The organism is Pseudomonas sp. RIT357, from assembly GCF_000632245.1.
GTDB lineage: Bacteria > Pseudomonadota > Gammaproteobacteria > Pseudomonadales > Pseudomonadaceae > Aquipseudomonas > Aquipseudomonas sivasensis.
Genome location: NZ_JFYX01000026.1, coordinates 1 through 11,855 on the forward strand (window position 1 = coordinate 1; position 11,855 = coordinate 11,855).

10 protein-coding genes and 4 tRNA genes are annotated in these 11,855 nt (G+C 60.2%); 1 reads left to right on the top strand and 13 read right to left on the bottom strand.

Features of this window, described 5'->3' with window-relative positions:
• Positions 1 to 404: 404 nt before the first annotated feature.
• A tRNA-Val gene (locus BW43_RS10335) sits at positions 405 to 481 on the bottom strand.
• 184 nt (positions 482 to 665) lie between these two features.
• On the opposite strand from BW43_RS10335, the gene BW43_RS10330 reads away from it, so the two are divergent.
• On the top strand, positions 666 to 1,949 hold the full coding sequence (locus BW43_RS10330) for an FAD-binding oxidoreductase (RefSeq protein ID WP_032888253.1): 1,284 nt from the start codon (positions 666 to 668) through the stop codon (positions 1,947 to 1,949).
• 157 nt (positions 1,950 to 2,106) lie between these two features.
• Here BW43_RS10330 and BW43_RS10325 read toward each other — a convergent pair.
• The 12 genes from BW43_RS10325 to truA form a co-directional block, all read right to left on the bottom strand.
• Positions 2,107 to 2,183: transfer RNA gene (locus BW43_RS10325), tRNA-Asp, on the bottom strand.
• A 105-nt stretch (positions 2,184 to 2,288) separates the two neighbouring features.
• Positions 2,289 to 2,365: transfer RNA gene (locus BW43_RS10320), tRNA-Asp, on the bottom strand.
• Positions 2,366 to 2,420: 55 nt separating this feature from the next.
• Positions 2,421 to 2,496: transfer RNA gene (locus tag BW43_RS10315), tRNA-Val, on the bottom strand.
• A gap of 100 nt (positions 2,497 to 2,596) precedes the next feature.
• Positions 2,597 to 3,361, bottom strand: coding sequence for an SDR family oxidoreductase (locus BW43_RS10310; RefSeq protein ID WP_032888256.1), 765 nt, complete (start codon positions 3,359 to 3,361; stop codon positions 2,597 to 2,599).
• 11 nt (positions 3,362 to 3,372) lie between these two features.
• Positions 3,373 to 4,584: an O-succinylhomoserine sulfhydrylase gene (locus tag BW43_RS10305; protein WP_032888258.1), complete on the bottom strand. Its 1,212-nt coding sequence runs from the start codon at positions 4,582 to 4,584 to the stop codon at positions 3,373 to 3,375.
• Between the two features lie 65 nt (positions 4,585 to 4,649).
• A complete protein-coding gene (gene purF, locus BW43_RS10300) occupies positions 4,650 to 6,155 on the bottom strand; it encodes an amidophosphoribosyltransferase (RefSeq protein WP_032888260.1) in 1,506 nt (501 codons plus the stop codon).
• A gap of 41 nt (positions 6,156 to 6,196) precedes the next feature.
• On the bottom strand, positions 6,197 to 6,754 hold the full coding sequence (locus BW43_RS10295; RefSeq protein ID WP_003192538.1) for a CvpA family protein: 558 nt from the start codon (positions 6,752 to 6,754) through the stop codon (positions 6,197 to 6,199).
• A gap of 258 nt (positions 6,755 to 7,012) precedes the next feature.
• Positions 7,013 to 7,663: an SPOR domain-containing protein gene (locus BW43_RS10290; RefSeq protein WP_032888262.1), complete on the bottom strand. Its 651-nt coding sequence runs from the start codon at positions 7,661 to 7,663 to the stop codon at positions 7,013 to 7,015.
• The gene (gene folC, locus BW43_RS10285) at positions 7,647 to 8,954 is read right to left on the bottom strand and encodes a bifunctional tetrahydrofolate synthase/dihydrofolate synthase (protein WP_032888265.1); all 1,308 of its coding nucleotides are present in this window, start codon (positions 8,952 to 8,954) and stop codon (positions 7,647 to 7,649) included. The genes BW43_RS10290 and folC overlap by 17 nt, the downstream gene beginning before the upstream one ends.
• Positions 8,951 to 9,871 (bottom strand): acetyl-CoA carboxylase, carboxyltransferase subunit beta, encoded by a 921-nt coding sequence (gene accD / locus BW43_RS10280; RefSeq protein ID WP_032888267.1) that lies wholly within the window; start codon positions 9,869 to 9,871, stop codon positions 8,951 to 8,953. The genes folC and accD overlap by 4 nt, the downstream gene beginning before the upstream one ends.
• Positions 9,872 to 10,115: 244 nt before the next feature.
• A complete protein-coding gene (locus tag BW43_RS10275; RefSeq protein ID WP_032888270.1) occupies positions 10,116 to 10,736 on the bottom strand; it encodes a phosphoribosylanthranilate isomerase in 621 nt (206 codons plus the stop codon).
• Positions 10,737 to 10,799: 63 nt separating this feature from the next.
• Positions 10,800 to 11,624, bottom strand: a complete 825-nt coding sequence (gene truA, locus BW43_RS10270; RefSeq protein WP_032888272.1) for a tRNA pseudouridine(38-40) synthase TruA — start codon at positions 11,622 to 11,624, stop codon at positions 10,800 to 10,802.
• Between the last annotated feature and the right edge of the window lie 231 nt (positions 11,625 to 11,855).

Here is an 11,855-nt window from a genome sequence, read left to right on the forward strand (position 1 = left end):
CTGCCCCACCCCTAGAGAGACGCCCTCGCCAGCCCTACAGCAGCACACAGAGCGTTCAGGATTCACCACAGAGCGTAGGGCGCATGGCCGACAGGCGTAACCGCCTCACAGCAGGCACGTAGCTCAGTTGGTTAGAAGCCTGCCCTTGCGAGGCACGAGCAACGGGCAAGGGAGTGAGCTTGCGAACGTACCACCACCTAGACAAGATAGTGAACGAGCCATGTATATCAATGGGTTAGCTGGAGTCATTCACAAATCTGAGTGTGAACATAGGCAGGCATGAATCCACGTTCACATTGCCTTGTGTGAACGAAGCCTATAATTTGTGAACGTTTTCTTAGGCAAACAAAAAGGGGAACCCTTTCGGATTCCCCTTCACACCGCCCAGCAGAGCGGATTTTGTTTGGTAGGCGCGATTGGACTCGAACCAACGACCCCCACCATGTCAAGGTGGTGCTCTAACCAACTGAGCTACGTGCCTGCTGTGAGGCGGCATTCTACGGAATTCCGGAGGGGTGTCAACATCTTTTTTGCAGCTAAGCCTATGAATATGCGAATTTTTTATTTGTGACCAACCTACCTGCATTTTTTGGGTGGCTGGCAGGCAATTTTCAACTCAGGTAGGATCGGCGCACTCGTAAAAAATATAAAACAGAGGTTCCAGGATGGCGAACACCCCCTACCCACAGTCGTATTACGCCGCTTCCGCGAATGCCGTTCCGCCGCGCCCGATGCTGCAGGGTGAAGTCGAAACCGATGTGTGCGTGATTGGTGCCGGCTACACCGGACTCTCAAGTGCGCTGTTTCTCCTAGAGAACGGCTTTCGCGTTACCGTGCTGGAAGCTGCCAAGGTGGGCTTTGGCGCGTCGGGCCGCAATGGCGGGCAGATCGTCAACAGCTACAGCCGCGACATCGATGTGATCGAGCGTAGCGTAGGTCCTCAGCAAGCTCAGTTGCTGGGGCAGATGGCGTTCGAGGGCGGCAGGATCATTCGCGAGCGGGTAGCCAAGTACCAGATCCAGTGCGACTTGAAGGACGGCGGCGTGTTCGCCGCACTCAACAGCAAGCACATGGGCCACTTGGAATCGCAGAAGCGCCTGTGGGAGCGCTACGGCCATACTCAGCTGGAGTTGCTGGACGAGCGTCGCATCCGTGAGGTGGTGGCCTGTGACAACTACGTAGGCGGCCTGTTGGACATGAGCGGGGGCCACATCCATCCGCTCAACCTGGCACTCGGCGAAGCCGCGGCCGTAGAATCCCTGGGCGGCACGATCTACGAGCAATCGGCGGCAGTGCGTATCGAGCGTGGCGCCAATCCGGTCGTGCACACAGCCCAGGGCAAGGTCAGGGCCAAGTTCATCATCGTCGCGGGTAATGCCTATCTGGGCAACCTGGTACCGGAGCTTGCAGCCAAGTCGATGCCGTGCGGTACGCAAGTGATCACCACTGCACCGCTTGGGGATGAATTGGCCAAGACCCTTCTGCCGCAGGATTACTGCGTAGAGGACTGCAATTACCTCCTCGACTACTACCGCCTCACCAGTGACAAACGCCTGATCTTCGGCGGCGGCGTGGTATATGGCGCGCGCGACCCGGCGAATATCGAAGCGATCATCCGCCCGAAGATGCTTAAGGCCTTCCCGCAACTCAAGGATGTGAAGATCGACTACGCCTGGACCGGCAACTTCCTGCTGACCCTGTCGCGCTTGCCGCAGGTGGGGCGCCTTGGCGACAACATCTACTACTCACAGGGCTGCAGCGGCCATGGCGTGACGTACACCCACTTGGCGGGCAAGGTACTGGCGGAGGCATTGAGAGGCCAGGCAGAGCGTTTTGATGCGTTTGCCGACCTGCCGCATTACCCGTTTCCGGGCGGGCAACTGTTGCGCACGCCGTTTGCGGCGCTGGGGGCGTGGTACTACGGCTTGCGCGACAAGCTGGGATTCTAACAATGTCGCAGGAGCCGGCTCGCCGGCTCTAGCAACACACCACCAAATCGCAGACACAAAAAACCCCGGTCTTACGACCAGGGTCTTTGCTATCGGGTCAAAGTAGCCAAAGGCTTGCTTTGTGCTTCAAGGCGTTCAGTGGGCCTTGAGGCAGATATGGCGCAGCGGACGGGACTCGAACCCGCGACCCCCGGCGTGACAGGCCGGTATTCTAACCGACTGAACTACCGCTGCGTATCGCTTGATCAGTTGAGCAAAACACCTCAACCGTCTTTAAACATCTGATCAATCAGCCTTGGCTGTTCAATCTCAAGCCTGACAAGTCAGACCTGGAAAATATGGCGCAGCGGACGGGACTCGAACCCGCGACCCCCGGCGTGACAGGCCGGTATTCTAACCGACTGAACTACCGCTGCGCGTCGGTGCAACTTTTAACGTTGCGTTTTACCCGAAGGTAAAACTCTCAAGAAGTGGTGGGTGATGACGGGATCGAACCGCCGACCCTCTGCTTGTAAGGCAGATGCTCTCCCAGCTGAGCTAATCACCCTTTGCTTCGTTGAGGCCGCGAAATTTACGCAGGTAGCGGACCTAAGTCAATAGCCTGCTTGAAGTTTTTCTGAAAAAGACAAAATTGCTTCAAGACCCCACTACTCGCTGTAGATCATCTTCTTGCTCATACCACCGTCCACCACGAACTCCTGGCCAGTGACAAACCCGGCCTGGCGCGACAGCAGCCACGCCACCATTGCCGCCACATCCTCCACTACCCCCACCCTGCCCGCCGGATGCTGGGCATGATCGGCGTCAGTCAACGGCTCGGCACGCCGCGCAGCGGGGTCACGGGCATCGATCCAGCCAGGGCTGACCGCATTCACCCGCACTTCCGGCCCAAGACTCATCGCCAAGGCATGAGTCAGGGCCAGCAGGCCGCCCTTGCTCGCCGCGTAAGCCTCGGTATCAGGTTCCGATTGACGGGCCCGAGTCGACGCCAGGTTGACGATGGACCCGCCGTGAGCACGCAGGTAAGGCGCACAGTGCTTGGCCAGCAACATCGGCCCGCTCAGGTTCACCGCCAGCACGCGGTTCCAGTAAGCCAGGTCCAGGCTTTCCAGGGTGATATTGCGCGGGTCGGCCACCGCCGCGTTACACACCAACGCGTCCAGGCGGCCGAATTGCCCGAGCACTTCAGCAACCCCTTGGGCAACCTGCTTCTCGTCGGCCACGTCCATGGTGATAAACCAAGCGTTCTCGCCCAGCACCTTAGACACCTTGGAGCCGCGCTCGCGATCCAGGTCGGTCAATACCACTTGCCAGCCTTCGCTGATCAGCCACGCGGCAATCCCGAGGCCAATACCTCGCGCCGCGCCAGTCACCAGTGCGACGCGCCCATTACTGGCCGCTGCAGCCTCCATGGACCATTCGATCACAAGGCAGCCAGCCCGCGGGCCAGGTCTGCCTGCAAGTCGGCCACGTCTTCCAGGCCTACCGCGATGCGGATCAGGCTGTCCCGAATGCCGGCCGCTTCACGCTCCTGCGGCGCCAGGCGCCCGTGGGAGGTGGTGCTCGGATGGGTAATGGTGGTTTTGCTATCCCCCAGGTTGGCCGTGATGGAGATCAGACGCGTCGCGTCGATAAAGCGCCAGGCGCCCTCTTTGCCACCCTTCACCTCAAAGCTCACCACGGCACCGAAACCACGCTGCTGGCGCTGGGCCAACTCGTGTTGCGGATGGCTCTTGAGGCCGGCGTAGTGCACTTTCTCGATACCGTCCTGCTGCTCCAGCCACTCGGCCAGAGCCTGAGCGTTGGCGCAATGAGCTTTCATGCGCAGGCTGAGGGTCTCCAGGCCTTTGAGGAAGATCCATGCGTTGAACGGGCTCAGGGTTGGGCCGGCAGTACGCAAGAAACCCACCACTTCCTTCATCTGCTCGCCGCGACCGGCGACCACGCCACCCATGCAACGACCCTGGCCGTCGATGAACTTGGTAGCCGAATGCACGACGATGTCCGCGCCCAGCTTGAGCGGCTGCTGCAAGGCCGGCGTGCAGAAGCAGTTGTCGACTATCAGCATCGCGCCCTTGGCGTGAGCCACTTCGGACAGCGCGGCGATATCCACCAGCTCAGCCAGCGGATTGGACGGGGACTCGACGAACAGCAACTTGGTGTTGGCCTTGATTGCAGCGTCCCAGCCGGACAAATCTGCCAGGGGCACATAGTCCACTTCGATACCGAAGCGCTTGAAGTACTTCTCGAACAGGCTGATGGTCGAACCAAACACACTGCGCGACACCAACACGTGGTCACCAGCGCTGCACAGACTCATCACCACCGACAGGATGGCCGCCATGCCGGTGGCCGTGGCCACCGCTTGCTCAGCGCCTTCCAGGGCCGCAATGCGCTCTTCGAACGCGCGCACGGTCGGATTGGTGTAGCGCGAATACACATTGCCTGGCACTTCGCCCGCAAACCGCGCAGCCGCATCGGCGGCAGTGCGGAACACGTAGCTGGAGGTGAAGAACATCGGATCACCGTGTTCGCCCTCTGGCGTACGGTGCTGGCCAGCGCGCACAGCCAGGGTATCGAAAGCTACGCCATCGAGGTCGCTGTCCAAGCGACCGGCATCCCATTCCTGACTCATGCTGCGACTCCTTACTCAATTCTTTATTTAAGATACAAAACCGGCCCCTCAGGGCCGGTGTTTACTCAGTTGTTGTACAGATCGATGATCGCGCTCACCGCCTGGGTCTTGATCTTCGACGAGTCGTTACGCGCCTGTTCGATCTTGTTCAGATAAGCCTCGTCGACGTCACCGGTCACGTACTTGCCGTCGAACACAGCGCAATCGAACTGGTCGATCTTGATCTTGCCACCGCCGACAGCCTCGATCAGGTCCGGCAGATCCTGGTAGATCAGCCAATCGGCGCCGATCAGGTCGGCCACGTCCTGGGTCGTGCGGTTGTGTGCGATCAATTCGTGAGCGCTCGGCATGTCGATACCGTACACGTTCGGGTAACGCACGGCAGGCGCTGCGGAACAGAAATACACGTTCTTAGCACCGGCTTCGCGGGCCATCTGGATGATCTGCTTGCAGGTGGTGCCGCGCACGATGGAGTCATCCACCAACATCACGTTCTTGCCGCGAAATTCCAGCTCGATGGCGTTGAGCTTCTGGCGTACCGACTTCTTGCGCGCTGCCTGGCCCGGCATGATGAAGGTACGGCCGATGTAGCGGTTCTTCACGAAGCCTTCGCGGAACTTGACGCCCAAATGGTTCGCCAACTCCAGCGCCGCAGTACGGCTGGTATCCGGGATCGGGATCACAACGTCGATGTCGTGTTCAGGACGCTCGCGCAGGATCTTGTCGGCCAGTTTCTCACCCATGCGCAGGCGTGCCTTGTATACCGAAACGCCGTCGATGATCGAATCCGGACGCGCCAGGTAGACGTGCTCGAAGATGCACGGGGTGAGTTTCGGCGCTACGGCGCACTGACGGGTGTGCAACTTGCCGTCTTCGGTGATGTACACCGCTTCGCCCGGCGCGAGGTCGCGGATCAGGGTGAAGCCCAGCACGTCCAGGGACACGCTTTCGGACGCGATCATGTACTCGACGCCTTCGTCGGTGTGACGCTGGCCGAACACGATTGGGCGAATACCGTGCGGGTCACGGAAACCAACGATGCCGTATCCGGTGATCATCGCCACGACTGCATAACCGCCGACGCAGCGGTTATGCACGTCGATCACGGCGGCGAACACGTCTTCTTCGGTGGGCTGCAGCTTACCGCGCTGGGCCAACTCGTGGGCAAACACGTTGAGCAGCACTTCCGAATCGGAACTGGTGTTGACGTGGCGCAGGTCAGACTCGTAAATCTCTTTGGCCAGTTGCTCAACGTTGGTCAGGTTACCGTTGTGCGCCAGGGTGATGCCATAAGGCGAGTTGACGTAAAACGGTTGAGCCTCAGCCGAGGTCGAGCTACCAGCAGTCGGGTAACGCACATGGCCAATGCCCATGTGTCCGACCAGGCGCTGCATGTGACGCTGATGAAACACGTCACGTACCAGCCCATTATCCTTGCGCAGGAATAACCGGCCGTCGTGGCTGGTCACAATACCGGCAGCATCCTGGCCGCGGTGCTGGAGGACGGTTAGCGCGTCATACAGCGCCTGATTGACGTTCGACTTACCGACGATACCGACGATGCCACACATGCGACGCAACCCCTACTTAATGAATCTTGACTGAACACAGCTTACTGAGGCGTTTTGGCCGGTAAGAGGTGTTCCTTGAACGGAAGATCAGCGGGTACGCTGATCCCGCTGGCCAGCCACTGACTGCTCCACCCCAAGATGAGGTTCTTGGACCAATCTGCAACTAATAGAAATTTTGGCACGAGTACCGACTCCTGCCACCACGAATCCTGCTGTACCGGCCCCAGGCTCAACAGCCCGACCGCCACGACCACCAGCAACGCGCCACGCGCGGCGCCAAAGGCCATGCCGAGAAATCGATCGGTCCCGGAGAGGCCGGTGACACGTATCAATTCGCCAATAAGATAGTTGACCATTGCTCCCACCAGCAGCGTGGCGATGAACATGATGGCGCAGCCCGCGATGACGCGAGCCGAGGGTGTCTCTATGTATCCGGCCAGGTAGACCGACAGTGAACCACCGAACATCCAGGCTACGACTCCTGCGATGATCCAGGTCAGCAACGACAGTGCTTCTTTTACGAAGCCGCGGCTTAGACTGATCAAAGCGGAGATGGCGACGATTGCAACAATCGCCCAATCAACCCAGGTAAATGGCACGTTTGAGCCTACGGACAGATAAGGCGGCGCATTTTAGCAGAGCGCCGGGCTATCGGTAAGCTGTGATTGCAGCTGCTTTGCAAATCAATAGTTTGTGGCGAGCCAGCACCATTTCAACCCCATTGAAAAACCAATGTGGGAGAGGGCTTGCTCCCGATGGCGGCGGATCAGTCAATTCATCCGTTGACTGTCACACCGCCATCGAGAGCAAGCCCCCTCCCACACTTGATCGCATTCCAAGCCAAAATCGATGCGGACTCAGCCGCGCTCAGGCTGGAAACGCGTAACGAACCCCTTCAGGTTCTGCTGGCGATCCAGCAAGTCACGCAGGCGGTCGGCCTCGGCACGCTCGATCAGCGGCCCGATAAACACGCGATTCTTGCCATCGGCACTGCGAATATAGGCGTTGTAACCCTGGCTGCGCAGCTTCTTCTGCAAGGCATCGGCACCTTCGCGATTGCCCAGGCTAGCCACCTGGATCGACCAACTGATCGGCAAACCGTTAGGATCGATACGGCTCTGACCCACGTCCGGCTTGCCCGGCGCAGCAGGTTGCGGCGCTACCGGCTTGGGCGCAGGCACCGGTGCGGCAGGCTTGGCGGCTACGACTGGAGCCGGAGCGGGCTTGACCACCGGCACGCTCGGCTGCACCGGCGTAGAGGGCGCCGCCATTTCCTCCTCGGTCGGCACGGGGTCTTCCTCAGGCAAGGCCTGGGGCTCAGGGACCACAACCGGCTCAACCTGCACCTGCGGCAATGACGGTGCCTCGGGCGCAGCCGGGGCCTCGACGACCACTTGGCGCTGTTCGTCCTGACGGGAAAACAGCATCGGCAGGAAAATCACCGCCAATGCCACCAATACCAGGGCGCCGACCATTCGCTGCTTGTATGCGCTATCCAGTAATGCCATGTGCAGCTTCCTCCGTGGAGCGCCGGGCCAACCATTCAAGCGCCTCGGCAACACAATAAAATGATCCGAACAACAGAATCTCGTCCTCGGCCGTCGCTAACGCGCACTGCGCCTCAAGGGCAGCGGTCACGCTTGCATACGACGTCACGGGCGCACCAAGGTTCTGCAACGCAACTTTAAGCTCTGCGGCCGGACGGCTGCGCGGTGTATCCAGCGGCGCCACCGCCCACGCCTGAACACTGCCCTGCAACGGTGCAACCACGCCGTCCAGATCCTTATCGGCAAGCAAGCCAAAGACGGCCAGACGACGCCCCACCGGCGGCGTAAGCGCCAGGCGCTGCGCCAGGTACTCGGCCGCATGAGGGTTATGACCTACATCCAGCAACAAGTTGAGGCGTTTGCCGTGCCACTCGAATGCGCGACGATCCAAGCGGCCCACCATTCGGGCTGCCAGCAAAGTCGCAGCAATCTGCTCGGCATGCCAAGGCAGATCCAGCAGCAGATAGGCTTGCAAAGCGAGCGCGGCGTTTTCCATCGGCAGGTTCAGCAGCGGCAGATCGCGCAGCTCTACAACTTGGCCACGGGCATCCCGCCCTTGCCACTGCCAGTGCTGCGCGCCGATTTCAAGATTAAATTCGCGACCACGCAGGTAGAACGGGCAATCCAGCTCGCACACCTTGTCCAGCAAGGGCTGCGGCGGATCCAGATCACCACACAGCGCGGGCTTGCCCTGGCGGAAAATTCCGGCCTTTTCGTAAGACACCGACTCGCGGGTATCCCCTAGGTAGTCAGCATGGTCAACACCAATACTGGTAACCAGCGCCAGGTCGGCATCCACCACGTTGACTGTGTCCAGACGCCCACCCAGACCGACTTCCAGAACCACCACATCCAACTGCGCACGCTCGAACAACCAGAACGCAGCCAGGGTGCCCATCTCGAAGTAAGTCAGGGAAGTCTCGCCCCGGCCGGCATCCAGTGCGGCGAAGGCTTCGCAGAGTTGCTCGTCAGTGGCCTCAAGGCCATTGAGTTGCACCCGCTCGTTGTAGCGCAGCAGGTGCGGTGAGCTGTACACGCCTACCTTCAGCCCTTGGGCTTGCAGCAGCGCGGCGACAAAGGCGCAGGTAGAGCCTTTGCCGTTGGTGCCGGTCACCGTGATCACACGCGGTGCCGGACGGCCCAACCCGAGGCGGGCCGCTACCTGTTGCGAGCGCTCCAGGCCCATGTCGATGGCGGACGGATGCAACTGCTCAAGGTAGGCGAGCCACTCGCCCAGGGTACGTTGGGTCATAGGTTCGCAGGCACTGGCGGTACGACGATAGGCTCGACTTTAGGCGCGACGTACACAGGTGTCGGCAGGCCCATCATTTGCGCCAACAAGTTACCCAGACGTGGACGCAGTTCACCACGCGGGATGATCAAGTCGATTGCGCCGTGCTCCAGCAAAAACTCGCTGCGCTGGAAACCTTCCGGCAATTTCTCGCGAACGGTCTGCTCGATCACGCGCGGGCCGGCAAAGCCGATCAGGGCTTTTGGCTCGCCGACGATCACATCGCCCAGCATCGCCAGGCTGGCAGAAACACCACCGTAGACCGGGTCGGTCAGCACGGAGATGAACGGAATACCTTCTTCGCGCAGACGCGCCAGCACCGCTGAGGTCTTGGCCATTTGCATCAGGGAGATCAGGGCTTCCTGCATACGCGCACCACCGGAGGCGGCGAAGCAGATCATCGGGCAACGGTTTTCCAGGGCGTAGTTGGCGGCGCGCACGAAGCGCTCGCCGACGATGGCACCCATGGAGCCGCCCATGAAGGAGAACTCGAACGCCGAGACCACCACCGGCATACCCAGCAGCTTGCCGCTAACCGAAATCAGCGCGTCCTTCTCACCGGTCTGCTTTTGTGCAGCGGTCAGGCGGTCCTTGTACTTCTTGCCGTCGCGAAACTTCAGGCGATCCACTGGCTCCAGGTCAGCACCCAGCTCGTTACGGCCGTCAGCGTCCAGGAAGATGTCGATGCGGGCGCGGGCGCCGATACGCATGTGGTGGTTGCACTTTGGGCAAACGTCCAGGGTCTTTTCCAGCTCCGGACGGTACAGCACCGCGTCGCAGGAAGGGCACTTGTGCCACAGACCTTCAGGAACCGAGCTTTTTTTCACCTCGGAACGCATGATCGAAGGGATCAGTTTGTCTACTAACCAGTTGCTCATGCTTTCTTTCTCCAGTACCGGTGGCTTGAACACAGCCCCGCGTATGCCCTTGAGCTAAATTCATATGTGGCGATGACGCCGGCTGGACGGGGTCAGACGTTCGACCTGCCATTTCCAGCCTGCATCCTCAGCCTTCCAGACAACCTGCCAGCGCAGGGTTGCCACTTCATTTCCGGGCCATCCTCAGACGGCACCGGGCTGTTTTACACAGTGGTAGTTATGGACGGCGGCAGACTGCCAGCCGTCACATCCCGCGCACAGCCTGCATAAATGCGCGAATCTGGTCGTGATCCTTGAGACCCTTGCCCTGCTCCACGCCACCGCTGACATCCACGGCGTAAGGGCGAACCTGCTCAATGGCTGCCGCAACGTTCGCGGGATTGAGCCCACCTGCCAGGATGATCGGCTTGCTTAAACCCTCAGGAATCAGCGACCAATCGAACGCTTCGCCGGTGCCACCGGGCACGCCTTCGACATACGTATCCAGCAAAATCCCGCGGGCGCCACCGTAGGCGGCACACGCGCTGGCGATATCGTCCCCAGACTTCACGCGCAGCGCCTTGATATACGGACGCTGATAGCTTTCACATTCGTCCGGGGTTTCGTCGCCATGAAACTGCAACATGTCCAGTTGCACGGCATCCAGGGTTTCATTGAGTTCACAACGACTGGCATTGACGAACAAACCCACGGTAGTCACGAACGGTGGCAATGCGGCAATAATCGCCCGCGCCTGCAACACATTCACCGCCCGCGGGCTCCTGGCATAAAACACGAAACCAATGGCGTCTGCCCCCGCCTCGACTGCCGCCAGCGCATCTTCTATGCGGGTAATCCCGCAAATCTTGCTGCGAACGACGGGCATATCGTAGAAACCTCAGGGTTGGACCGAGAAAGTCCCGGATGGTAACAAAAGCTTTTCCGGGCGTCAGCCGCCAAGTTCGCTGAATCCGGTAAGGAAGTGCGGCCCGATAAATCGCTGGGGCAGTTCGAACTCGTCGCGGTACTCCACATCCACCAGATATAGGCCAAATGGATGCGCAGTTACTCCGCCGGTACGGCGAACCCTGCTCTCCAGCACTTCCCTGGCCCATTCGACCGGGCGTTCGCCGGTACCGATGGTCATCAGCACACCGGCGATATTGCGCACCATATGGTGCAGAAACGCGCCAGCGCGTATATCCAGCACGATCATCTTGCCGTGGCGGGTCACACGCAGGTGGTGGACTTCCTTGATCGGCGACTTGGCCTGGCACTGGCCGGCACGGAAGGCGCTGAAATCACGCACACCCACCAGATGCTGCGCGGCCTCGGCCATGCGCTCGGCATCCAGCGGACGGTGGTTCCAGGTGATTTCTTCGTTAAGGTGCGCCGGGCGGATCTGGTCGTTGTAGATCACGTAGCGGTAACGCCGCGCAATCGCCTTGAAGCGCGCATGAAAATGCGCTGGCATGACCTTGGCCCAGCTGACGCTGACGTCGTGGGGCAAATTGATGTTGGCGCCCATCACCCAAGCCTTCATCGTGCGCTCGGCCTGAGTATCGAAGTGGACCACTTGGCCACAGGCGTGCACACCGGCGTCGGTACGTCCGGCGCACATCAGCGAAACGGGCGAATCGGCGACCTTGGACAGGGCCTTTTCCAGGGTTTCCTGTACCGTCAGCACGCCAGAGGCCTGGCGCTGCCAGCCGCGATAGCGCGAACCTTTGTATTCCACGCCCAGGGCGATGCGGTAAAAGCCTGCGGCCGCCATTTCGGCGGCCGCGTTATCTATATTTGCCAAGAACTGAGAGCCTGATGAGTTGCGCAAAGGCGGCCATTATAAATGCGGCAGCCGTGTGACGGGCGCTTTTGTTGGAGATTGACGCAGACCACATGCGAGAGGGGGCTTGCTCCCGATAGCGCCGTGTCAATCAGCACCCAGCACCTGCTGGGCTGATCCACTGCTATCGGGAGCAAGCCCCCTCCCACATCAGAGCGGTAT

What these genes read in the sequence shown, in the direction of transcription:
- BW43_RS10330 (WP_032888253.1), top strand. Translation starts at nt 666, where the DNA reads ATGGCGAACACCCCCTACCCACAGTCGTATTACGCCGCTTCCGCGAAT.
- BW43_RS10275 (WP_032888270.1), bottom strand. Translation starts at nt 10,736, where the DNA reads ATGCCCGTCGTTCGCAGCAAGATTTGCGGGATTACCCGCATAGAAGAT.
- BW43_RS10305 (WP_032888258.1), bottom strand. Translation starts at nt 4,584, where the DNA reads ATGAGTCAGGAATGGGATGCCGGTCGCTTGGACAGCGACCTCGATGGC.
- BW43_RS10310 (WP_032888256.1), bottom strand. Translation starts at nt 3,361, where the DNA reads ATGGAGGCTGCAGCGGCCAGTAATGGGCGCGTCGCACTGGTGACTGGC.
- accD (WP_032888267.1), bottom strand. Translation starts at nt 9,871, where the DNA reads ATGAGCAACTGGTTAGTAGACAAACTGATCCCTTCGATCATGCGTTCC.
- purF (WP_032888260.1), bottom strand. Translation starts at nt 6,155, where the DNA reads ATGTGTGGCATCGTCGGTATCGTCGGTAAGTCGAACGTCAATCAGGCG.
- folC (WP_032888265.1), bottom strand. Translation starts at nt 8,954, where the DNA reads ATGACCCAACGTACCCTGGGCGAGTGGCTCGCCTACCTTGAGCAGTTG.
- BW43_RS10290 (WP_032888262.1), bottom strand. Translation starts at nt 7,663, where the DNA reads ATGGCATTACTGGATAGCGCATACAAGCAGCGAATGGTCGGCGCCCTG.
- truA (WP_032888272.1), bottom strand. Translation starts at nt 11,624, where the DNA reads ATGGCGGCCGCAGGCTTTTACCGCATCGCCCTGGGCGTGGAATACAAA.